Annotated in this window: 21 protein-coding genes and 1 pseudogene; 12 read left to right on the forward strand and 10 right to left on the reverse strand. The window is 68.2% G+C overall.

Going from position 1 to position 22,572, the window contains the following annotated elements; all coding sequences use genetic code 11:
• Positions 1-4 precede the first annotated feature (4 nt).
• A pseudogene (locus tag AC1RQF_RS08840) lies at positions 5-901 on the reverse strand (MBL fold metallo-hydrolase); the annotation flags it as partial.
• A 125-nt stretch (positions 902-1,026) separates the two neighbouring features.
• Between AC1RQF_RS08840 and AC1RQF_RS08845 the strand changes: the two are divergent.
• From AC1RQF_RS08845 to AC1RQF_RS08860, 4 genes are all read left to right on the forward strand, one after another.
• Complete coding sequence (locus AC1RQF_RS08845) at positions 1,027-1,677, forward strand: HAD family hydrolase (RefSeq protein ID WP_492871819.1); 651 nt, start codon at positions 1,027-1,029, stop codon at positions 1,675-1,677.
• Positions 1,678-1,835: 158 nt separating this feature from the next.
• Positions 1,836-3,080 carry an NYN domain-containing protein gene (locus tag AC1RQF_RS08850; protein ID WP_273998368.1) on the forward strand — a complete coding sequence of 415 codons (1,245 nt, stop codon included), beginning with the start codon at positions 1,836-1,838 and terminating at the stop codon, positions 3,078-3,080.
• A gap of 113 nt (positions 3,081-3,193) precedes the next feature.
• Positions 3,194-4,660 carry a metallophosphoesterase family protein gene (locus tag AC1RQF_RS08855; protein WP_492871820.1) on the forward strand — a complete coding sequence of 489 codons (1,467 nt, stop codon included), beginning with the start codon at positions 3,194-3,196 and terminating at the stop codon, positions 4,658-4,660.
• Positions 4,657-5,988, forward strand: coding sequence for a cytochrome-c peroxidase (locus AC1RQF_RS08860; protein ID WP_492871821.1), 1,332 nt, complete (start codon positions 4,657-4,659; stop codon positions 5,986-5,988). The genes AC1RQF_RS08855 and AC1RQF_RS08860 overlap by 4 nt, the downstream gene beginning before the upstream one ends.
• A 10-nt stretch (positions 5,989-5,998) precedes the next feature.
• Here AC1RQF_RS08860 and AC1RQF_RS08865 read toward each other — a convergent pair whose 3' ends face one another.
• Positions 5,999-6,694 carry a TetR/AcrR family transcriptional regulator gene (locus AC1RQF_RS08865; protein ID WP_273996233.1) on the reverse strand — a complete coding sequence of 232 codons (696 nt, stop codon included), beginning with the start codon at positions 6,692-6,694 and terminating at the stop codon, positions 5,999-6,001.
• Between the two features lie 111 nt (positions 6,695-6,805).
• Between AC1RQF_RS08865 and AC1RQF_RS08870 the strand changes: the two genes are divergently transcribed.
• From AC1RQF_RS08870 to AC1RQF_RS08885, 4 genes are all read left to right on the forward strand, one after another.
• Positions 6,806-7,213: a PaaI family thioesterase gene (locus tag AC1RQF_RS08870; protein WP_273996234.1), complete on the forward strand. Its 408-nt coding sequence runs from the start codon at positions 6,806-6,808 to the stop codon at positions 7,211-7,213.
• Between the two features lie 60 nt (positions 7,214-7,273).
• On the forward strand, positions 7,274-8,434 hold the full coding sequence (locus tag AC1RQF_RS08875; protein WP_273996235.1) for an aromatic ring-hydroxylating oxygenase subunit alpha: 1,161 nt from the start codon (positions 7,274-7,276) through the stop codon (positions 8,432-8,434).
• A 70-nt stretch (positions 8,435-8,504) separates the two neighbouring features.
• Positions 8,505-10,046 (forward strand): class I adenylate-forming enzyme family protein, encoded by a 1,542-nt coding sequence (locus AC1RQF_RS08880; RefSeq protein WP_273996236.1) that lies wholly within the window; start codon positions 8,505-8,507, stop codon positions 10,044-10,046.
• 71 nt (positions 10,047-10,117) lie between these two features.
• The gene (locus AC1RQF_RS08885) at positions 10,118-10,390 is read left to right on the forward strand and encodes a CppA family protein (protein ID WP_273996237.1); all 273 of its coding nucleotides are present in this window, start codon (positions 10,118-10,120) and stop codon (positions 10,388-10,390) included.
• Between the two features lie 18 nt (positions 10,391-10,408).
• Here AC1RQF_RS08885 and AC1RQF_RS08890 read toward each other — a convergent pair whose 3' ends face one another.
• On the reverse strand, positions 10,409-11,881 hold the full coding sequence (locus tag AC1RQF_RS08890; protein ID WP_273996238.1) for an aminotransferase-like domain-containing protein: 1,473 nt from the start codon (positions 11,879-11,881) through the stop codon (positions 10,409-10,411).
• A gap of 219 nt (positions 11,882-12,100) precedes the next feature.
• On the opposite strand from AC1RQF_RS08890, the gene AC1RQF_RS08895 reads away from it, so the two are divergent.
• Positions 12,101-12,460 carry a hypothetical protein gene (locus AC1RQF_RS08895; RefSeq protein ID WP_273996239.1) on the forward strand — a complete coding sequence of 120 codons (360 nt, stop codon included), beginning with the start codon at positions 12,101-12,103 and terminating at the stop codon, positions 12,458-12,460.
• Positions 12,461-12,724: 264 nt separating this feature from the next.
• On the opposite strand, the gene AC1RQF_RS08900 is transcribed toward AC1RQF_RS08895, so the two are convergent.
• The 4 genes from AC1RQF_RS08900 to AC1RQF_RS08915 form a co-directional block, all read right to left on the reverse strand.
• Positions 12,725-13,231 carry a GNAT family N-acetyltransferase gene (locus tag AC1RQF_RS08900; RefSeq protein WP_492871872.1) on the reverse strand — a complete coding sequence of 169 codons (507 nt, stop codon included), beginning with the start codon at positions 13,229-13,231 and terminating at the stop codon, positions 12,725-12,727.
• A 325-nt stretch (positions 13,232-13,556) separates the two neighbouring features.
• Positions 13,557-15,374 carry a DUF4153 domain-containing protein gene (locus AC1RQF_RS08905; RefSeq protein ID WP_492871822.1) on the reverse strand — a complete coding sequence of 606 codons (1,818 nt, stop codon included), beginning with the start codon at positions 15,372-15,374 and terminating at the stop codon, positions 13,557-13,559.
• A gap of 390 nt (positions 15,375-15,764) precedes the next feature.
• Entirely contained in the window at positions 15,765-17,771 is a 2,007-nt protein-coding gene (locus AC1RQF_RS08910) for a family 2A encapsulin nanocompartment cargo protein cysteine desulfurase (protein WP_492871823.1), read from the reverse strand.
• Positions 17,746-18,678: a family 2A encapsulin nanocompartment shell protein gene (locus AC1RQF_RS08915; protein WP_273996243.1), complete on the reverse strand. Its 933-nt coding sequence runs from the start codon at positions 18,676-18,678 to the stop codon at positions 17,746-17,748. The genes AC1RQF_RS08910 and AC1RQF_RS08915 overlap by 26 nt, the downstream gene beginning before the upstream one ends.
• A gap of 211 nt (positions 18,679-18,889) precedes the next feature.
• On the opposite strand from AC1RQF_RS08915, the gene AC1RQF_RS08920 reads away from it, so the two are divergent.
• Positions 18,890-19,066 (forward strand): hypothetical protein, encoded by a 177-nt coding sequence (locus AC1RQF_RS08920; RefSeq protein WP_273996244.1) that lies wholly within the window; start codon positions 18,890-18,892, stop codon positions 19,064-19,066.
• Between the two features lie 147 nt (positions 19,067-19,213).
• Here AC1RQF_RS08920 and AC1RQF_RS08925 read toward each other — a convergent pair whose 3' ends face one another.
• Genes AC1RQF_RS08925 through AC1RQF_RS08935 form a run of 3 tightly spaced genes read right to left on the reverse strand, consistent with a single transcriptional unit; the run spans position 19,214 to position 20,920 of the window.
• Positions 19,214-19,459, reverse strand: coding sequence for a helix-turn-helix domain-containing protein (locus AC1RQF_RS08925; protein WP_273996245.1), 246 nt, complete (start codon positions 19,457-19,459; stop codon positions 19,214-19,216).
• The gene (gene epsC / locus AC1RQF_RS08930) at positions 19,456-20,412 is read right to left on the reverse strand and encodes a serine O-acetyltransferase EpsC (protein WP_492871824.1); all 957 of its coding nucleotides are present in this window, start codon (positions 20,410-20,412) and stop codon (positions 19,456-19,458) included. The genes AC1RQF_RS08925 and epsC overlap by 4 nt, the downstream gene beginning before the upstream one ends.
• A 40-nt stretch (positions 20,413-20,452) precedes the next feature.
• On the reverse strand, positions 20,453-20,920 hold the full coding sequence (locus AC1RQF_RS08935; protein WP_273996247.1) for a rhodanese-like domain-containing protein: 468 nt from the start codon (positions 20,918-20,920) through the stop codon (positions 20,453-20,455).
• 474 nt (positions 20,921-21,394) lie between these two features.
• On the opposite strand from AC1RQF_RS08935, the gene AC1RQF_RS08940 reads away from it, so the two are divergent.
• Together AC1RQF_RS08940 and AC1RQF_RS08945 are read left to right on the forward strand one after the other, a co-directional pair.
• Positions 21,395-21,616: a hypothetical protein gene (locus tag AC1RQF_RS08940; protein ID WP_492871825.1), complete on the forward strand. Its 222-nt coding sequence runs from the start codon at positions 21,395-21,397 to the stop codon at positions 21,614-21,616.
• 251 nt (positions 21,617-21,867) lie between these two features.
• The gene (locus AC1RQF_RS08945; RefSeq protein ID WP_273996249.1) at positions 21,868-22,557 is read left to right on the forward strand and encodes a response regulator; all 690 of its coding nucleotides are present in this window, start codon (positions 21,868-21,870) and stop codon (positions 22,555-22,557) included.
• Positions 22,558-22,572 lie beyond the last annotated feature (15 nt).

Here is a 22,572-nt window from a genome sequence, read left to right on the forward strand (position 1 = left end):
CGGCCGGCCACTTCATCTCGCCCTTCACCACCTTCGCGCCCAGTTCCAGCGCCTCGACGTCGCCGAGGTTCGGATAGCGTCGCCGCATCGCCTCGATCAACTCCGCCGCGCTCCGCGTGCGCGCGGCTTCCTGGTCGAACGCGCGCACGTAGTCGCGGGTAAAGGCGACGGCGGCGAGCGTGTGCGGCTCGCTGCCGTCGGGATTCGGCAGGAAATGCCCGGGCACCACCAGCGTCGGCCTCAGCGCGGCGATCCGCGCCAGTTGCCGGAGCCACGCGCGGCGCGCCTGCGGCGTCGGCGTGTCGGCCATCCACACGTGCAGGTTCGCGGCGATCGGCACGCCGCCCACCACCGCGCGCAAGGCGGGAATCCACAGCACCGTGCGCCCGGCGCTCGGGCCGCGCAGCCCGATGATCTTCAGCCTGCGGCCTTCGAGCGTCAGCGTGTCGCCGTGGAGCGGCGCGGGCACGACGAGCGTGCGCGGCGCGTTGTCCTTCAGGATCGGCCCCCAGTACGCGAGCTTGCCGTCCTTGTGCGCGCGGATGCCGGCCACCGTCTGCGGCGTCGCGACGACTATCGCGTCCGGAAACGCGGCGGTCACGGTATCGAGGCCGAAGTAGTAGTCGGGATCCTGATGGCTGATGTAGATCGTCTTGAGCGTCTTGCCGCTCGCCTTCAAGCGATCGACGAGCGCCTCCGCGTCGTTGCGCTGGAACTGCGCGTCGATCAGCAGCACCTCGCGGCGGCCTTCGACGATCGATGCGGACACCGGAAACGCGCTTTTCGCGCCCGGGTTGTAGACCGCGATCCTGAACGGCGCGGCGTCCGCCGCGCGCGCGGGCACGCCCGCGGCCAGCGCCGCCGCCGCGAGGCAGGCCGCGGCCAGTGAGCGGATGGACATCGTCGGTCTCCTGCATGCGTTGGATTTGACGCCAAGCCTAGCGGTTTGCGGTCGGGTTGGAAAGCGCGGCGCGAGCGCGCTACACTCCCGCATCCCCATGCCTCCATCGCCTCCCGGGCCGCGCCATGACCATCCAAGCCGTGCTGTTCGATTTCGACCTGACGCTCGCGGATTCCTCCACCGCGGTAACCGAATGCACCCGCCATGCGCTCACGCAGCTGGGCATCCACGATGTCAGCGACGCGCGCATCTTCGCCGCGATCGGGCTGCCGCTGCCCGACACCTACCGGATGCTGGCCGCCGACGACGATCCCGAGCGCGCGCAGTTGTTCGCGCGGCGCTTCGTCGAACGCGCCGACGAGGTGATGGTGGCGATGACGCGCTTCTATCCCGACGTGCCCGCGCTGTTTGCCCGCCTGCGCGCGCTCGGCGTCGAGATCGGGATCGTTTCCAGCAAGTTCCGTCACCGCATCGAGGCGATTCTGGACGCCGCCGGGCTGCGCGATTCGGTGGGGCTGATCATCGGCCACGAAGACGTATCGCGCCACAAGCCGAATCCCGACGCCCTGCTGCTCGCGCTCGCGCGTCTCGCGGTGCCCGCGCCAAACGCCGTATACGTCGGCGATCACGAGGTCGACGCCCGCGCCGCGCACGCCGCCGGCATGCGTTTCATCGGCGCGGTGACCGGCACCACGTCGCAGGCCGAATGGCGCGCGCGCGGCCATCAGGCGGTCGGCAGCGACATCGGGGAAGTGGCCGCGCTCATCGCGGGCTGACCCGGCTTTCTCCCTCCGGGCGCCCACGCGGCCCGGTCGCGCCCAAAAAACCGGCAGGCGCGCCGGCGCGACCCGTTATCATGTGCGCAATGCAGATTCCGCCCGACTCCGGGCGACCGGTTGGAGAACACATGGCCTTACCCCAGGAAAGCGTCAACATGGCGCTGTTTTGCGACTTCGAGAACATCGCGCTCGGCGTGCGCGACACGAAGTTCGAGAAATTCGACATCAAGCCCGTGCTGGAGCGGCTGCTGCTCAAGGGCAGCATCGTCGTGAAGAAGGCCTATTGCGACTGGGATCGCTACAAGACCTTCAAGGCCTCGATGCATGAAGCGAGCTTCGAGCTGATCGAGATCCCGCACGTGCGCCAGTCCGGCAAGAACTCGGCCGACATCCGCCTCGTCGTCGACGCGCTCGACCTGTGCTACACGAAGTCGCACGTCGATACCTTCGTCATCATCAGCGGCGACTCCGATTTCTCGCCGCTCGTCTCGAAGCTGCGCGAGAACGCCAAGCGCGTGATCGGCGTGGGCGTGAAGAATTCGACCTCGGACCTGCTCGTCGCGAACTGCGACGAATTCATTTTCTACGACGACCTCGCGCGCGAGCAGCAGCGCGCGAACGCCAAGCAGGAAGCGCGCACGACCGCCAAGCGCACCAACGACGACGACAAGCAGCGCAAGCACGACGGCGATGCGCGCAAGGCGGAGGCGATCTCGATCGCGGTCGAGACCTTCGAGGCGCTCGCGTCGGAGCGCGGCGAGAGCGGCAAGATCTGGGCGTCGGTGCTCAAGAGCGCGATCAAGCGCCGCAAGCCCGGCTTCAACGAGAGCTATTACGGCTTCCGGGCGTTCGGCAACCTGCTCGAGGAAGCGCAGGCGCGCGGCCTGCTGGAGATCGGCCGCGACGACAAGTCGGGCACCTTCGTGTTCCGCTCGCTGCAAACCGCCGCGGCCCCGGCCGACGCCTCGAAGCCGGCCGAGGGCGCCGCGCCGGCGCAGCCGGCCGGCGGCTCGGGCAGGAAGGGCCACCGCAAGGGCCAGGGCAAGCACAAGCCCGCTCCCGAGCAGAGCGCGCCGCTCGTGACCGAGGCGCCCGCCGCGCCCGTCGAGATCGAGACGCGCCGCGTGGAAGCCGGCGACGCACAAGCGGACGCGCCGCTCGCCGTCGATGCGCCGGCCCCCGCCAAGAAAGCCCCGCGGACGCGCAAGACCGCCGCGAAGAAGACCAAGGCCGCCGCGCCCCGCGCGACCGACGCCGAGGCGAGCGCCGAACCCGCGCCGCCCGCCGCCCCCACGGCCCAGCCCGCGCCGGAAGGCGCGCCCGCCAAGGCCCCGCGCAAGACCGCGCCGCGCGCGCGGCGACCGCGCAAGGCCGCGGAGACCCCGGCCGGCGACGCCTGACTCCGCGGGCGCGCGCGGAGCCATCCGCGCGCGCCCGGGATTTCCCTACGGGGCGGCTTCATATTTCTTACATCGGTCATGCGTATTTTTACGTCTTTCCAACAGGAACGACCATGCATCGACCTACCCCACGAAGCGCCGCCGCCTTCCTCGTCGCCCTTTCGGGCGCGATCCTGCTGTACGCGTGTACGAGCGACATCGACACGCCGCCCCCCGACGCGGCGAGCGCCGCCACCCATGTCCAGGCCGCCTGGGTCGAGATCGGCGACGGCAACCAGGCGATCGCGCGCGCCGTCACGTCCTATCGCCCGACCGACGCCTCGGCCCCGATCTGCCCGCAGCTGACGCGCGACGGCCAGGTCTCGCGCATGAGCCTGCGGGTCGGCGCGGGCACCGTGCCGCTGCGCACGACCGCGAGCGACCCCGCCGATTCGAAGCCGTCGGCGTTCCCGGTCGCGGTCTGCGAGGCGACGCTGCCCGCGGGCGCGCAACAGGTGAGCGTGGCCGGCCGCACGCTGCCGCTGCCGAAGGCGCAGCCGCAGCGGATCGCGATCATCGCGGACACCGGCTGCCGGATGAAGAAGGCCGACAACGCGTTCCAGGCCTGCAACGACAGCGGCGTCTGGCCGCTCGCGACGATCGCGGCGAGCGTCGCGAATCTCGCCCCCGATCTCGTCATGCACATCGGCGACTATCACTACCGCGAGAACGCCTGCCCGTCCGACATCGCCGGCTGCAAGGACAGCCCGTGGGGCTACGGCTGGGATGCCTGGCAGGCCGACCTGTTCAAGCCGGCCGCGCCGCTGCTCGCGAAAGCGCCGTGGGTCGTGGTGCGCGGCAACCACGAGGAATGCGCGCGCGCGGGCCAGGGCTGGTTCCGCTTCCTCGATCCGCGCCCCTATGCCGCCGCGCGCTCGTGCGACGATCCCGCCAACGACGCCGGCGCGAACTACTCCGACCCGTACGCGGTGCAGTTGGGCGGCGGTTCGCAGGTGATCGTGTTCGACACCGCGAAGGTGGGCCGCGCCGCGCTGAAGACGAGCGATCCGCAATTCCAGATCTACCAGAAGCAGTTCCAGGCCGTCGCCAGGCTCGCGGGCCAGGCCGGCATGACCACGACGATCTTCACGAACCACCATCCGATCCTCGCGTTCGCGCCGATCGCGGGCAGCACGCCCGCGCCGGGCAACCTCGCCCTGCAGTCGGTGATGTCGAGCCTCAACGCGCAGGCCTACTACCCGCCCGGCGTGCAGGTCGCGCTGCATGGCCACGTGCATGATTTCCAGGCGATCAACTTCTCGTCCGGGCATCCGGCGACGATCGTGTCCGGCAACGGCGGCGACAACCTCGACGTCGCGCTGCCCGATCCGTTCCCGGCCAATCTCACGCCCGCGCCGGGCGCGGTGATCGAGCGGCTGTCGCACAACAACAGCTTCGGGTTCCTGATGATGGAGCGGCGCGCCGCGCCGGCCAACGGCTGGACCTTCAAGGCCTACACGGCGGCGGGCAAGCTGCTCGCGACCTGCGACCAGTCCGGCACGACGCTCGCGTGCGACAAGACCGGCTTCGTCGCGCCATGAGCGCGCGTCTCGCCCCGGCAGCGCGCACGCTCGTCGCGCTCGCGCTGCTGGCGGCGGGCGCGGCCGCGCTCGCCGCCAAGGACGCGACCACGGTGCTGCTGCCGGGCGCGCCCCCGCAGCGCGTGCTCGACGTGATCGGGCACGGCACGCCGCAAGTGCCGGCGAAGATCGACGCGACCGCCGCCGTGTTCCGTCCCGATCCCGCACTGGTCGCGCTCGGCCGGCGGGTGTTCTTCGATCCGCGCCTGTCGGAGCCGCGCGGCATGTCGTGCGCGGGCTGCCACGACCCGGCCCGCGCGTTCGCGCCGACGCTGTCGGCGGCCGCGCTGGCGGGCCCCGGCGTGCCCGAAGGCAGCCGCCCCGGCCGCTTCAGCGCGCGCAACGCGCCGTCGCTGCTGTACGTGCGCTACGTGCCGCGCCGCCATTTCTACCAGGACGACGACGCCCCCGCGCCCGCGCCGTTCGGCGGCCTGTTCAGCGACGGCCGCGCGGATACGCTCGCCGAGCAGGCGCGCGGCCCGCTTTTCGATCCGAACGAGATGAACAACGCATCGCCCGCCGCGCTGCTGCGCAAGGTCGAGGCCACCGAATTGGCGCCCGCGCTGGCGGCGCGCTTCGGCCCGGCCGTGCGTCGCGATCCGGAACGCATGACGCGCGCGCTCGGCGAGGCCTTGCAGGCCTACCTGCAGAGCGACGAGATGGCGCCCTTCACGTCGCGCTTCGACGCCTACCTGACGCGGCGCGCGCCGCTGTCGGCGGCCGAGCTGCGCGGGCTCGCGTTGTTCAAGAATCCGGACAAGGGCAATTGCATGAGCTGTCATGCGCTGTCGGACACGTCGAGCCGGCCGGCGCGCTCGCTGTTCACCGACTTCGGCTACGACGCGATCGCCGTGCCGCGCAACCGCGCGCTGCCGGCGAACCGCGACCCGCGCCATTTCGACAACGGGCTGTGCGACACGGCCGCGCGCCTGCGCTGGCCCGACCCGACACAATGGTGCGGCTACCTGCGCACGCCGGGCCTGCGCAACGTCGCGGTGCGGCAGACCTTCATGCACAACGGCGTGTTCGACACGCTGCGCGACGCGGTCGCGTTCTACAACACGCGCTCGACCGACCCCGCCCGCTGGTATCACGGCAAGCCAGGCTTCGACGACGTCCCCGCGGCCTATCGCGGCAACATCAACGTCAACTCGACGCCGATGAACCGCCGGCCCGGCACGCCGCCCGCGTTGACGGAGACGGATGTCGACGACCTCGTCGCGTTCCTGCGCACGCTGACGGATGCACGCTATGTCGACCTGATGCCGAAGGCCGGCGCCGCGAAATAGGCGCGGCGCGCTACACGACGTCGGCGACCGGCGCCGCCGTGACGAACGGCGGCGCCGGCGCGGCGGCCGCATTCAGATACGCGAGCAAGGCGCGCTGCAAGTGCTGCGTCAGCGCCGCGTAATCGATCGCATCGCCGGCGCCCGCGCCCGCGAATTGGCGGACATGCGCGTGGGCGATCATGCCGTAGGCGATGGTCTGGCAGGTGCGCGCCACCTCCATCGACGCGCCGCCGCGCAGGTCGGCCGCCGCGTCGAGCAGTTGCGCCCACTCCCGCACGAAACGGTCATACATGCTTGCGTAGGCGCGCGCGTCGGACAGCCTGCGTTCGAGAAAGTAATGCGCGGCCCACTGCGCGGGCTGGTCCCGGTGCGCATCGAGCAAGCCGGCCACGACGGCCGGAACCACGGCGTCGAGCGGCAGGCCGGCCAACGGCATCCGGAGCGCATGCAAGGTCGTCAGCACGCGCTTGGATCGCAGGTGCAGGCAGACGCGCGCCAGATCCTCCTTGCTCGCGAAGTACTCGTAGAAACTGCCGAGCCCCGTGCCGGCCAGCCCGACGATCTCGCGAATCGTGATCGCGTCGTATTCGCGTTCGGTCAAAAGCCGAACAAAGGCCTCCTGCAAGGCCAGCGAGGTCTGCCGCGCGCGCGATTGCCGCGGCCGCCTGCGCGAGCTGTCGCGCGTTTCGGGAATCTGTCGCTGCATGATCGGAAATCCGGACACGTTGTGAATACACCCGTCCTAGAATCTATTTTGGCGATTCTCGGCCGTGGCCACGCACGAAACGCCTAACTAAAACATTCAAAGGAGAGACACGTGAGCGACATCCAGGTATTGGCGCGACAAATCTTCGCGAGCCAGCCTTTCAGTCAGCACATCGGCGCTCAGCTGACCGATGCGACCAGCGACAGCGCGGAACTGACCGTCACCATCGAAGACCATCTCAAGCAGCAGCACGGCTTCGTGCATGGCGGCGTGCTCAGCTATCTCGCGGACAACGCGATCACCTTCGCGGGCGGCATCGCGCTGAACGGCGACGCGCTGACCGCCGAATTCAAGATCAACTACCTGCGCCCGGCGGTCGGCACCCACCTGATCGCGCGTGCCAAGGCGCGCAGCATCGGCAAGCGGCAAGCGGTCTGCCAATGCGAAGTATATGCGGTGAAGGACGGCGAGGAAAAACTGTGCGCGCTTGCACAGGGCACGGTGGTGCCGTCGGCCTGAGGGGCGGACGGGGGCGGCCGACCCGCGAACGCGGGCGGTGACAGAGACATGGAGTGAGACATGCAACACGAAGTGCAGGTCGAGACCCTGCGGACGCTGCAGGCGCTGCATGAGCGGCAGCGCGACCAGGACATGCTCGGCAAGGTGGTTCAGGTTCCGGTCGGCAAGTACACCGATCCGGAGATCCTCGCGAAGGAAATGCGCACGGTGTTCCGCGCGTATCCGCTGGTGGCGGGCCACGCATCCCGCGTGCGGAACCCCGGCGACTATCTGGTCAGCGACTGGGCGCGCTTTCCGTTCGTGGTGGTGCGCAACAAGAACGGCGAACTGCGCGCGTTCCTCAACACCTGCCGGCACCGCGGCGCGCGCCTCGTGGCCGGCACCGAGCCGTGCCTGAAAGCGTTCGTCTGCCCGTTCCACGGCTGGACCTACGATCTCGACGGCCGCTTGAAGGGCGTGACGAAATCCTACAACTTCCCCGACCTCGACCACGACGCGTTCAACCTCAAGGCGCTGCCCGTGGTCGAACGCGGCGGCCTCGTGTGGATCCATCCGACGCCGGGCGCGACGCTCGACCTCGACGCCTATCTCGGACCGATCGGCGAGGATCTCGACCACTTCGGCCTCGGCGACCTGGTGTCGTTCCGCAAGACCCAGGTCGTCAAGCATGCGAACTGGAAGCTGCTGATCAAGACCTATCTCGAGGGCTACCACGTGCCCTACCTGCACCGGACCACGCTCGCGCAATCGTTCCGCAAGGGCGTGATCGCGCACTACGAGCATGGCCCGCACATCCGGCTCGCGGCGGCGCGCACCAACTTCCTCGACCTGCTGGACACCGATCCGCACGAACGCCGGATCCTCGACTTCGCCTCCGTGTACTACACGCTGTTCCCGAACACGTTCTTCATCCTGCATCCGGACTACGTGTCGATCAACGCGTTCTACCCCGAGGCGCCGGACCGCACCATCTGGACCCACGAGATGCTCTATCGCCCGTCGCAGTTCGAGGGCGAGGAAGGCCAGCGGGCGCTCGCGAAGCGCTTCACGTATACGAACGACGCGGTGTTCGACCTGGAGGACTTCGCGGTCGCCGAGGACGTGCAGCTCGGGCTCGCCAACGGCGCCAACGAGTACCATACGCTTGGCCTCGAGGAAGGCTTGCTGGCGATGTTCCAGCACAGCATCGACGCGGCGCTCGACGACCCGGCGGCGAGCTAGCCCGTGCCGCCTGCGGGGCCGCGACACGCGCGCCCCGCACCTTCGCCCCCGGTCTCCAGGAATTTCCGTGATGAACTACAACCTGAGCGACTTGCTGGCCCATCGCGCGTATCTCGCGCCGACGCACGAGGGCTTCGTCGGGCCGGACTACCGGTACAGCTATGCGGAGGTCGACCGCCGCTGCACGCGCTTCGCCGCGTGGCTGCGCGCGGCGGGCCTCGCGCCCGGCGACCGCATCGCCGTCTACGGCAAGAACTCGGCGGCGCTCGCGACCGCGATCTTCGGCGCATCGCGCGCCGATGCGATCGTGGTCGTCATGAACTGGCGCCTGCAGGTCGACGAACTCGCTTACATGCTCGACCACAGCGGCGCGCGGGCGCTGTTCTACGACGCCGCGTTCGCGCCGGCCGTCGAGGCGCTGCGCGCGCGCTGCGGCGGGCTCGACCTGCTGGTCTGCCATGGCGACGCGGCGCGCGACCCGCGCTTCGACGACCTCGTCGACGCCGCCGCGCCCGCGCTGCCGCCCTGCCCGCCCGCCACGCGGCGCGGCGACGACGCCGCGGTCATCATGTACACCTCGGGCACGACCGGCCGCCCCAAGGGGGCGATGCTCACCCACGACAATTTCCTCGCGGCGGCGCACGGCACCTCCAGCACGCTCGACTGGTTCGACAGCCACCGCTTCCTGCTCGTCGCGCCGATGTTCCACATCGGCGGGCTGATGCCGCTCACGACCAGCGTGCAGAAAGGCACGATGGTGTACTTCCTGCCCGATTTCGACCCGGCGGCCATCTGGCGCGTGATCGGCCGGGAGCGGATCACCACGATGATGCTGGTGCCCGCGATGCTGAGCGCGCTGCTCGCGGCGGCATCCCAGGTCGACGCCGATCCGTCGAGCCTCGTGCATATCGTGTGCGGCGCGTCGACCGTGCCGCGCGCGCTGATCGACGCGTGGGCCGCGCTCGGCGTCGGCATCCAGCAGGTGTACGGCCTGACCGAGGTGACGGGCGCGCTGACGTTCTGGAAAGCCGCGATGGACCCCGCCAAGGCCGATTCGCACGGCAAGGCGGCGTTCCTGAACCGCCTGCGCATCGTCGATCCGCACACCGGCGCGCCGCTGCCGGCCGGCGTATGCGGCGAGATCCAGTGCGCGGGCGCGGTGGTGTTCGCGGGCTACTGGAACGACCCCGGCGCGACCCGCGCCGCGCTGCGCGACGGCTGGCTCGCGACGGGCGACCTCGGCTATCTCGACGAGGCGGGCTTCCTGTATGTGATCGACCGCCTGAAGGACCTGATCATCAGCGGCGGCGAGAACATCTATCCGTCCGAGGTCGAGCGGGTGCTGCTCGCCGAGGACGGCGTCGCCGAGGCCGCGGTGGTCGGCGTCCCGGACGAAAAATGGGGCGAATCGCCGATCGCGTTCGTGGTGCGCCGGCCCGGCGCGACCGTCACGGGCGACGCGCTGCTCGACGCCTGCCGCGCGCGGCTCGCCCGCTTCAAATGCCCGAAGGCGGTGCGTTTCGTCGACGCGCTGCCCCGCAGCGGCGTGGGCAAGGTCGTCAAGACGACGCTGCGCGAACGGGCCCGCTCGGGGGCCGGCGACGACGATTGACGCACCTGTTGCACACCGCCCGAATACTGGATATATTAACAGTACTGTATTGATATCCAGTGGGGTGTGCGATGGAACACCTGGTCCGTATCGTCAATGAAACCGACCGTCAAATCCTCGTCTGGCTGCGCAGCCAGGTCGGCGACGAGCGCGTGCAGCGCGCCGCGGTGCAAATGGGGCGCGTTCGCAAGCCCTATCTGTCGGCGGTCTGCCGCTATCTCGGGGTATGGCCGCCGCAGGCGGTGCGCCGCCCCATGCCGCGCTCGCAGGTCGACCACACGGTGGGCGACCGCTACCTGTCGCTGATCCGGCAGCATCTCGCCGCCCAGACCGCCGGTCGCTGATCGGCGCGGCCGCGCCGGTCAGGCGGCTTCCCGCACCAGCCCGCCCAGCGTGTGAAACGCCGCGTCCAGCCGCGCATCGAACGGATACGGGCAACTCACGCGCATGCAGGCGTCGAAGCGGTCCGAATTCGAGAAGATCGCCCCCGGCGCGATCCGGATGCCGCGCGCGAGCGCCGCGTCGAACAACGCTTCGGAACGCACGTGCTCCGGCAGCGCCAGCCACAGCAGCAAGCCGCCCGGCGGCGCATTGAGCCGCGTGCCGTCCGGGAAATGCCGCGCGATCGCGTCGACCGTCTGCTCGCGCTGCGCGCGCAAGCGCTCGCGCAGCTGGCGCAGATGCCGGTCGAACGCCCCCGAGCCGATGAATTCGGCCACCACCGCCTGAGACAGCGCCTCGTTGTGGCGGCTTTGCGTGAAGTTCAGCATCCGTACGCGCGCGTGCCAGCGGCCCGCGGCCATCCAGCCGAGCCGCATGCCGGGCGCCAGCACCTTGTTGAACGACGGGCAGTAGATCACCCCGCCGTCGCGATCCCAGGCCTTGACGGGTCTTGCCCGGTCCGCGTCGTCGGCGAGTTCGCGATACGGGTCGTCCTCGATGATCGCCACGCCGTAGCGGGCGCCCAGCGCCACCAGTTCGGCCTTGCGCTCGTCGGGCATGATGCAGCCGAGCGGGTTCTGCAGGATCGGCACGACCACAATCGCCTTGATCGAATCGTAGGCGGCGAGCGCCACGTCGAGCGCTTCGAGCGAGATCCCGGTGGTCGGGCTGGTCGGAATCTCCAGCGCGCGCAGCCCATGGCTTTCAAGGATCTGCAACAGCCCGAAGAAAGCCGGCGATTCGATCACGACCATGTCGCCCGGTTTCGCGACCGCGCGCAGTGCGAGATTCACCGCATCGACGCTGCCGCTCGTCGCCAGCACCTCGTCGGGCGACACCGTCACGCCATACGACAGCGCGCGACGCGCGACCGCCTGCCGATATTCCGGCGCGCCGGCGTCCTGCCCCGGCTCCGTCAACAGCGTCGGCCGCTGTCGCAGCGCGCGGATCGCGAGCGACTGGAGCCGCTCGGCCGGATACAGCGCAGCGCCGGCCGTCGCGCCGCCGAGGTTCAGCGCGTCGGGCTGCTGGCGCGCCCGCTCGACCACGCGCGACACGCGTGCGTGCAGGCCGACGTAGTCCGCCGCGAGCGGCAGCGACGGCAGATCGGGTTCGTGCAGCGCCGCCAGCTTCGCGGCCGGCCGGCGCACGAAGTAGCCGGAGCGCGGCCGGGCGGTCAGCCAGCCGCTGTCCTCGAGCCGCCGGAACACTTGCAGCGCGGTGGACAGGCTCACCTCGTGCTGGTCCATCAACGCGCGCACCGAGGGCATGCGGTCGCCGGGCGCGAGCGTGCCGGCTGCGATGATCCGGCGATAGTGCTCGGCCAGGCGTTCGTACAGGGGTTCGTCGGCGAGCGGCAGATACGCGCGGCGCGCGTCGTGATTCGGTTTCATCGGGGGATCGTGCCCATTTGGCTGACTGGGCGCCAGATACAGATCAACGGAATTCGGACGGTAACAGATACGCGCGGGCCGCGTCTGCTGCGCAACAGATTCACGACGGCTGGATCTGTTGTCCATGGGCGCGCTTTCTTAAGCTATCCGACAACGGCCAAACCCGGCCGCGAAGCGCGGCACATCCATGCCGCGCGCGAAACGATCTGGGATAGCGACATGTCCACCGAAGAACTCAGCTGTTGTTCCGGCGCGCGCCACGCGCGCCAACTCAAGCGCGGCAGCGTGCTGGTCGCGTTGCACGGCCGGCTGCGCGTCACCTGCCGCGATGCCGCGCTGCATTGGCTGTCGGGCGCCGCGCCCGCGCTCACGATCGTGCTCGACGAAGGCGAGGCCCATACGCTCACGGACGACGCCTATGTCGAATGGACCGCGGATAGCGGGCGGGCGGTGAGCGGCCTGGTCGACGCGCCGCCGCCGTGGTGGAGAAGCGCGCTCGCGGGCTGGATCGGCAAGCTTGGCCTGCCGCGCGCGCTGGGGACGGTTCCCGCCCGAGGCGCGCGCGACTCGTCGGGGTGAGGTAGCGCGCGCGCCTGGGCTCGCCCGGGTCGGGTCAGGCCGCACGAGACGGCCGCCGCCCGTACCCGGCCTGGATGAGGGCGATGCGCCCACTGCCGCCCACGCGAATGCGGCGCGCGCCGGAGCGCTCAACCCGGCCCCGAGCGCAAGGTATGTATCGCCGGCCTCGGCGAGGCCGCCGCACCATCATCGATGCGCGCGCAACTAAACCTCGCCATGCACGCTGCGCGACATCTCCGACCGGATTCGCCTCCACGCTCCCGCTCAATCCAGCTTCTTGACCATATGCGCTTCATCGTAAAAGCGCCCCGCGACCCGCATCGAGCGCGCCTCGATCCCGAACGTCACGAAGCCGAGCGATTCATACAGCGTCTTCGCCGCGACGTTTTCGGTATTCACGCACAGCTTGATCTGAACCACGCCCCAGTTGGCAGCCGCATGTTCGATCGCCGCGTCGACCAGACGACGCGCAAATCCCTGGCCGCGGCGCGCGGCATCGACGAACACGCCCCAGATCAGCGCCTGGTGGCTAACCTGCACGAACGGCTCGCGCCGAACTCCGGTGATGCCGGCCAGGACGCCGTCGATCCACACGCCGACCACCGCCTGATTCGGGGTGGTTCGAATCCGCGCCGCGCACGCGTCGAGCGACGCGGCCGCTTCCTCCTCGCGAGTCGGCCATACGGCGGTCGGCGCGTTATCGATGGCCGCGAGGCGCAAGGTCTTGAACGCGGCGGCATCGGCCAGGTCCAGCAGGCGGAATTCGATCATGAGGCGGCATATCGAGCGTGGAGGAAAGGTCGATCCTAGCGGAACGCCGCGCATGACGTTGTTTCGTTTCGTCATGGTTGCCCGCCCGCTCGCCAACAAAAATTCCTCGCGGAATTCAGTGGCAGTCGTCTACCAACCCAGGGAGGCATCTCGCCCCACCCGATAGCGGCTATTCGAATGATCCGCGCGTTTAGCGGATTCAAAGACGCACCGCAACCGAGTTCCGACCGCGCCATGCCTGCCCCCGCGGCGGCCATCATTCTGCCGGCACGTCGACGTCGCCCTTGGCTGGCGGCCGTGGGCGCTCATCCTCCAGTACGCTCGCTTACTTCGAGCACGCCGCGTCAGGCGCCCATGCCGCTTTCACCTCGATGCGTCGACCATTGATCTGAATGTCTCGCCGTCGAGGCTCGACGAGCTGAAACGTTCCCTTCGCCAAGGCGGCGCGCATCGCGACGCAATCCGGCGCGATCGAAAATTGTCCGACAAGTTGCCAATCCCCATTGCCGGCCTGACCAAACACGTATCCGACGCTTCCGTTGTTCGGCACGAGCACAACGTCGGGTTGGCGCTCCCCGGTCAGGTCGACGAAATAAGCGTCGCACTTCTCTATGCGAAAGCGCAGGCAGGCCGGAAGCGTTTCGTATTGCGTGCTCCGCGCCCAGTCCGTCGAGAGAAACGCCCCCGGAACCGATTGCCCGGGCGTACGCGACTCGATATTGCGAGCGAGCGCCGCGGCGTCCGGGCGGGTCGCGTTCCAACGACTTGAACCGGGTTGATTCGCAGCCCGCGCGCTCAGTTCGCGAATCGTTTCGGCATTCGATCCGCGCGTCTCCCCCCGCAGTCGCGCGAGCGCCTGCAGGCCATATCTTGCGGCGTCGTACCGAAGGAAGTCGTAGTCGAAATCCTCGGCGACGACCTTCCCGGCCAGAAGACGGTCCACCTGACTGGCCACCGACAGACGTGCGGGGTCGGCCAACGGCGTGAATACGGCCACGAGAACCGCCAGCGACACCCAGGCCGTGACCACGTTGACAGACCCGATCTTCGCCAGGTTGCCGGTGCGGGTGAGCGCGACCCATGCGTAGCCGATGGCGTAGAAGTAAGCGACGAATGCGCCCGAGCAGGCCAAAACGCGATGCGGCGTGAATCCATACTGCCTGATCCGCAACGCGAGGGCGTAGGTTGCGAGTATCACCAGGACGGGCAGCATCAGGCATGCAATTCTCATGCAGACCCGCAGAACGCGCGATATCTGGTCGGACTCCAGGCCGCTCTTCAAGGCGGCGTTGATGAACACGACCTGTAGCGCCGCCACGCCGAGCAGAATCCACGCACCGGACTTCGTGGCCCACAATAATCCAAGCCCCGTGAACGGCAGTGACGCGAGGAATCCGCCGACGAGGACGACGAGGACCAGGAGCAACCACGAGAGCAGCGACAGGATGAGCGTGCGCGAGCCCCGGATAATGTCCGGCCGCACATCGGTGACATGGAGGGCCGAGGCAAACGCCATCGCGATCACGGGAACGTTGAACCATGCTTCATGCAGGAGTTGCTGGAGGAAATCCAGTTTCAGCAAGAGGAAGAGCGCCGAGCCCAGCCAGAGCACGAGAAACAGCGCGCCTACGAACATCCCGGACAGCAACACCTGCAACACGAGTTTCCAACTGCACTCGAAGTACGACTCGTACGGAGCAAACCACGACCTTGCAGACTCCCCGGCGAGGACGAGGCAGTACGCAATAAACACCATCGCGCCGCTGTAGAAGGTCACGGCCATCGACGGCAGCGGAACCTCGGCGCGGCCCGATGGTTGTATCCCGGCAGCGTCGATGCCGACCGATCGCCACGCGTCGTGACAGCCAAGGATCGCCACGACCGCAGCAAGCAGGACCGTCCACATCGCGAGCCGAGCCCATCTCATCCGTTGCAGGCCCACGATCCATACCGGCGGGATGAATAGGCCGACGAGCAGCAGCGGAAAGAACAGAAGCGGAACGGTCGCGATGCCGCTGCGATGCGCTGCCGCGTTCAGAAGCAGATACAGCATTAATCCCTGGAAGAGGCCGATCAGGAGCCGCGGGACGAAAAGATCTTTTCCCGAAGGGGCCTGCAGTGTCCCCGGCTGATGATTTTGCATATTCTCTCGTACTCCCGATAATGTTTTCGCTTGCGTTCACACCGACCCGACGGTCGCAACCGGTGGGATTGTAGCGTCAACGCAAGCCTGCCACGAGGCGGCGCCGTTCCCGATACCCCGCGCGCGAACGCGATGGAGGAATTCGACGGCGCTGTCGGGGACCGTCGATCGATGCCCAAGCGTCCCGCCATCGATCGGCGCCGACGTCGTCGAAGGCATCCCTCCATCAAGGTCGTCAGGCATCGGGCCCGCGCGTATCGCGACGAGGAATACGCCTTCCTCACGATCCACGCCGCGTTCCCCTGCGTTCCGCGACGACGAAGCATGAAAAAGCGCGGGCTCCGCAAGGAGCCCGCGCCGTCCACCCCAACCCGCCGGGCCTGCCCGCGTCTACCCGCGCCGCGCCGCCAGACGCCGCACGACATCCACCAGCGCATCGACCTCATCGCAGGTGTTGTAGAACGCAAGCGACGGCCGCACCGTCGTCTCCAGCCCGAAACGGCGCAGGATCGGCTGGGCGCAGTGATGGCCGGAACGCACCGCGATGCCCTCCTCGTTCAGCGCCTGCCCGACCTCCTCGGTCGTATAGCCCTTCAAGACGAACGACAACACGCTCGCCTTGTCGCGCGCCGTCCCGACGAGCCGCACGCCCGGCACCGGCGCGAGCGCATGCGTCGCGTAGGCGAGCAGGTCGTGCTCGTAGCGGGCGATGTTCTCGATGCCGATCCGGCTCACGTAGTCGAGCGCTGCGCCGAGACCCACGGCATCCGCGATGTTGCCGGTGCCCGCCTCGAAACGGTTCGGCGGCGGCTGGAACACCGTGCGCTCGAACGTCACGTCCGCGATCATGTTGCCGCCGCCCTGCCAGGGCGGCATGTCGTCGAGGATCGCGCGCTTGCCGTACACCACGCCGATGCCGGTCGGGCCGTAGATCTTGTGCCCCGAGAACACGAAGAAGTCGGCATCGAGCGCCTGCACGTCGATGCGCATGTGCGAGATCGACTGCGCCCCGTCGACGAGCGCCTTCGCGCCCGCGCGATGCGCCAGCTCGACGATCTCCTTCACCGGCACGACCGTGCCGAGCGCATTCGACACCTGCGTGACCGACACGATCCGGGTGCGGTCGTTCAGCAGCTTCCGGTATTCGTCGAGCAGCACCTGCCCCGAATCGTCGACCGGAATCACGCGCAGCGTCGCGCCCTTCTCCGCGGCGAGTTGCTGCCACGGCACGATGTTCGCGTGATGCTCGAGATGCGACACGATGATCTCGTCGCCCGCGCCGACATGCTGCGCGCCCCAGCTCTTCGCAATCAGGTTGATCGCCTCGGTCGTGCCGCGCACGAACACGATCTCGTCCGACGACGCCGCGCCGATGAAACGCCGCGCCGTGTCGCGCGCCTGCTCGTAGGCATCCGTTGCGCGGCCCGCCAGCGCATGCGCGGCGCGGTGGATGTTCGAGTTCTCGTGCGCATAGAAATACGCGAGACGATCGATCACGGCCTGCGGCTTGTGCGTGGTGGCCGCGTTGTCGAACCAGACGAGCGGCCGGCCGTTCACGCGCTCCTGCAGGATCGGGAAGTCGCGACGCACCGCCTGCACGTCGAACGGCGGATGCGCGCCGCCCACCGCGCCGCGCGACCAGGGCGCGGCAGCTGCATCGTCGATGAAATAGCGCGACGCGCCATCGGTCGACGGCGCCCCGCCCGGCGCGCCCTTCGACAGCAACGCACGCAGCGCGTCGTCACCGGGCAGGCCGAACGTCTCCGGCGACACGGCGTCGTGCGACGGCACGACGAGATCCGGCGCTTCGCGCGGCCAGCCGTGCCGCGACGCGTCGACGAAGTAGTACGGCGACGCGGCCGCGGCCGGCTCCGGACGCGCGTCGCGCCCCGCGAGCCCGTCCGCCTGTGGCACGCCGAGCGCCGCGCCGCCGAGGCGCGGCTCCAGCGCGGGCGCGATCGACACGACGGTGTCGGGCAAGCCGTTCGCGGCGGCCGCATGCGGTGCGAGCGCCGGCGCGCGATTGCCGAGCGACAGCACGTGGGTGGGCGCGGCGGGGGCGAGATTCGCGCCCGCCACCTTGCCCTGCGGCAACGACAGCCCCGGCACGCCGGTCCCGGCGCCGCCCGGCCCGGCAAGCGGCGAGCCCGGCGGCACGGGATTGGACAGCGAGGCCAGCGCGGGCGCGGCGGCCGGCAGCGCGGACGGCACGCCGCCCACGGCGCCACTGCCCGTCGCGATGTCGGGGGCGGCAGGCTGGCCGGGCAGCGCGGCGAGGAACTCCGTCGCCAGCCGCGCGAGCGTGGCCGGGTCGGGCAAGCCGGGCGGCACGGGCGGCGCCGGCAGGTCCGGCAGCGCCGACCCGGCGCGATCAGCGATAGGTGTCCGGATAGTCATGGTACTTGCCGATCTCCACGTCATCGAGGACCGCGAGCGCATCCGGTGAATGGACGGCCAGCGAGCAGTACAGCGAAATCAGATACGACGCGATCGCCTGGTTGTTGATCCCCATGAAGCGCACCGACAGGCCCGGGCCCTGCTCGCCCGCGACGCCGGGCTGGTACAGACCGACCACGCCCTGACGCTTGTCGCCGACGCGCAGCAGCAGGATCTTGGTCTTGCCGTCCGCGACCGGCACCTTGTCGGACGGGATCAGCGGAATGCCGCGCCAGGTCAGGAACTGCGAACCGAACAGGCTGACGGTCGGCGGCGGCACGCCGCGCCGCGTGCATTCGCGGCCGAATGCGGCGATCGCGAGCGGATGCGTGAGGAAGAACGCCGGCTCCTTCCAGACCCGGCTCAGCAGTTCGTCGAGATCGTCGGGCGTCGGCGCGCCCGTCAGCGGGAACACGCGCTGCTCGTCCGTGACGTTCGCGAGCAGGCCGTAGTCGGGGTTGTTGATCAGTTGGCTTTCCTGCAGTTCCTTGATCGTCTCGATCGTGAGGCGCAGTTGCTCCTTGATCTGGTCGTGCGGGCTGCTGTAGAGATCGGAGATCCGCGTATGCACGTCGAGCACGGTGCTCACGGCGTTCAGGAAGTATTCGCGCGGCTGCTCCTCGTACGGCACGAAGGTGCGCGGCAGCACGCCCTCGTCCTCGCGCGCGGTGCACGCGGCCCGCACCGCCTCCGGATTCCGGACCTGGTTCAGCCGATAGATGCCCGCCTCGACCGGCACCCATTGCAACAGATGCGTGAGCCAGCGCGGCGTGATCGTGGAAAGCTGCGGGATGGTCTTGGTGGCATTGGCAAGTTGCCGTGCTGCGTTATCGCCGAGCGCTGTCTGGCCGCTCACTATCGTCGACATAGGTGGCTCCGGGGTCTATAGAAGAAAAACGGCAAAGCTTATGATGAAGTGGAATTATGAAGAGGATTGAATAAGACGCTCAACATGCTATAGCCATCAAATTAAACCGATTGATGGTCAAACATCGGCATTATTCAGATTTGATGACCCGGGGCCGCGTTCTTGCAGGCGCATCGCCGATCGATGACCCAGGCACCCTCGGGAATCGAGCATGCGAAGCCGCAGCCAGGGCGGAAATGCGCGGCAGGCCATGCCCGGCGGCATGGTGCGTTGGAAAATCCAGGAAGTTTTTCGGGGAGACGAAAGGCATCGCCAACTCAACAGCGGAATCATCAATCCAGCATCTCATTTCTTAAAATATTGCCAACAAACCATTCAATACGATTGATTGATAATAATCAGGCGCTCTCGATTGAATTCGATATTGATCAAATAATCGAAGCCGCTTGGACGAGCGCCATGACCGATCTCCGCCGTCTCTCCCTTTCGTGCCGCGCCCGTCCATCCGCCCTGCCCGCGACGATCGGCGCGGCCGTCAGCGCGCCGCCACGACCGAAGGCTCCTCCGGCTCGCCCACCGGCAACAGCCGCGCGAGCGGCACGCCGAACGCGCGCGCGAGCTTGTCCGCGGTCACGATCGAGGCGATCGCGGTGCCGCGCTCCAGCTCGCCGATATACGAGCGGTTGAGCCCGGCATGCTCGGCGAGCCGCTCCTGCGACCAGGCAAGCGCCTCGCGCTGCGCGCGAACCGCGCTGCCGAACCGGCGCACCAGCGCACTCATGACAGCGCCCCCTCCGTGCGGGCCGGTACAGATGCCGCGCCGTCGCGCGCCGCGTCGCTGCGCGACACGGCCTGCGTGACGTGGCTGCCGGGCGGCACGTCCTGCGTGATCCAGACGTTGCCGCCGATCACCGCGCCGCGTCCGATCGTCACGCGACCCAGGATCGTCGCGCCCGCGTAAATCACCACGTCGTCCTCGACGATCGGATGCCGCGCGAGCCCTTTCTCGAGATGGCCCGCCGCATCGCGCGGAAAACGCTTCGCGCCGAGCGTGACCGCCTGATAGACGCGCACCCGCTCGCCGATGATCGCGGTCTCGCCGATCACGACGCCCGTGCCGTGATCGATGAAGAAACCCGCGCCGATCCGCGCCCCCGGATGAATGTCGATCCCGGTTGCCGCATGCGCGTGCTCCGCCACGATCCGCGCGAGCAGCGGCAGTTCCAATCGATACAGTTCGTGTGCGAGCCGGTGATGGATCATCGCCAGCACGCCGGGATAACAGAGCAGCACCTCGTCGACGCTGCCGGCCGCCGGATCGCCGTGATAGGCAGCCAGCACGTCGCTGTCGAGCAGCGCGCGGATGCCGGGCAGGCGCGCCGCGAATACGCGCGCCGCATCGGCCGCGCGGGCGTCGAGCGCCGCCTCGTCGCCGCCGTCCGCCTGCTGGCGGTGCTTGTAGCGCAACTCGAGGCGCGCCTGCGCAAGCAGCGCGTGCAGCGCCTCGTCGAGCGCATGCCCCACATAAAGATTCTCGCTTTCCTGACGCAGATCGGGCGGCCCGAGGCGCATCGGGAACAACACGCCCTTCAGCGCGTCGACGATGCCGGCCAGCGCCTCGCGGGCCGGCAGATCCCGCCCGCCGGGCTCCAGCGAGCGCCGCTGTACTTCACGCCAGCGCTGGCGCACGGTTTGAAGCGATTGCACGATGTCATCGATGTCGAATACCGCCACGGCCACTGCCTCCCAGGTTCCAAATCGCGCGATCCGAATTTCAGTCTTGCCGCCACGGCAGCCCATGCCGCCGCCACCCGTTGATCGCGCCGCGGTGTCCGGCCTCGTCCAGTTCACCCTCGAAACCTTCGAGCACGTTGTAGACCTGCGTGAAGCCGGCTTTCGCGGCGGCCTCGGCGGCAAGCGCCGAGCGATTGCCGCTGCGGCACAACAGCAACACGACGGCTTCCCTGCCGGTCTTCGCCTCCAGCTCGCGCACGAAGCGCGGATTGCGCGTGAGGCTCGTGCCGGTCGCCCAGGCCACGTGCAGGCTGTCCGGCACCTGCCCGACGAAGGCCCGCTCCTCGGCGGTGCGCACGTCGACGAGCAGCGCCGCGCCCCGCGTGACCAGGCCCCACGCGTCGCTCGGCGCCACGCCGCCCGCGTACGAGAGGCCCGCCGCGGCGGCCACGTCGCGCGCCGCCTGCAGGATCGCGTCGAGCGGTCGTTCTTCGAGTGTGGTTGTCATCGTCATCTCCTTCGGGATTGCGCGCCGCGCGGGCGCGCCACATGGGATCGGGCCGGCGGCGTCCGCCGCCTATAGCCATCAGGCGCCCACTATGGAAGAGCCACGCCCCAAGCCGAACCAATTATTTTTCATTTCCTAAGAAGCCCGCCGCGCAGGCGATGGGTGGGGCCGGATCATGAACCTGCTTCGCCCAGCCAGGATCAATGCGGACAGCGCCCCGCGCGTCGCCCTTGCTGTGAATGTGTGACTTTTCTCTTCACGCGCAGCACGCTCATTGGAAATCCTCAAGCGAATTCACGACGCTTCGCACGGCGAATCTCAATATTATTCAACACTCGCGAGAGCAAGCCCATTCAATCGAAATCAAATACATTCCTGGCACAATGCATTTTATTTTTGTCACCTCAGAAGTAATCAAGCGGCTGCCCGGCCGATCAGGCACACCCTCAAATTTAAGCATTTGGATATAAGAATATGCCTAAAAACCAACCCTCCCCATCGACAAAAGCAGTTCCAGAACTGGGCAAAAAGCACAAAAATCACATTCAAAATCAAATCATTACATGCAATCCCAACCTTTTAAGCCGCACCACCCCCACCAACTCGATCCGATGGCAAAATCCACCACCAGAGCGCCATTCCGGCCGCCCTGAAAATGAAAAATCGGATTTACCCTATGGACACCGGACAGATTGATTACAGAATAACGAAACCGCAATATCACCCTCCAGCCAGCACACGCACACTTACCTGAAGCCGGTATATCGATTGCCACGCGCATGCCATCTGAATTCGTTCGCCTGACTGCCGCCTCGCCCCGCGCGGGCGCTGCCCGAATTTCCCCCGGACGGGATAAATCGACCTGGGCGTCGCCGGCGATGCAGGCCCTCCCGGGTTGGCCGCACGCGACCCCACCGCCGTTCCATCTACAACACAAGAGGCAGCCGATGATCTCGAACCGCAAGTCGATCACGCTCGCGATCCTGGACGACCATGCCGCCGTCCAGCACGGCATCGAGCACTACCTGGCCGACAAGACCGACATCGATGTCCGCGGGAATTTCTCGCGCTCGCGCGATCTGCTGCGCTGGCTCGAATCCCATCAGGTCGACGTCGTGCTGCTCGACTACGTGCTCGGTCCCGACGAGATCGACGGCCTCAACCTGATCCGCCTCGTGCACACCCGCTTCCAGCGCTGCGAGATCCTCATGACATCGAGCATCGAGGTGCCCGCGACCGTCAACCTGATGATGCGGGCCGGCGCGAAAGGTTTCATCGGCAAGAGCCAGGATCTGCGCGAGCTTGCGCACGCGGTCCACGTGGTCGCGCGCGGCAAGACCTACCTGAGCATGGAACTGGCGAGCATCGTGCCGCCCGCCCGGGACGGCCGGGCGGGCCGCGAGGCGCCGACCGTGACGCTGACGTCGGCCAGTTCGCCCGCCCAGCTCGCCGAGACGCAGCTGAGCCCGCGCGAGCACGAGGTGCTGCGCTGCTGCCTGAACGGGATGACGGTGTCGGAAATCGCGATCAAGTTCTCGCGCAGCCGCAAGACGATCAGCGCGCAGAAGCAGTCGGCGTTCCGCAAGCTCGGCGTGCGCAACGATCTCGAGCTGTTCGCGTCGCGCAAGCCGTCGTGACGCGGCAGGCAGACG

Source organism: Burkholderia sp. GW821-FHT14F03 (genome assembly GCF_058803765.1).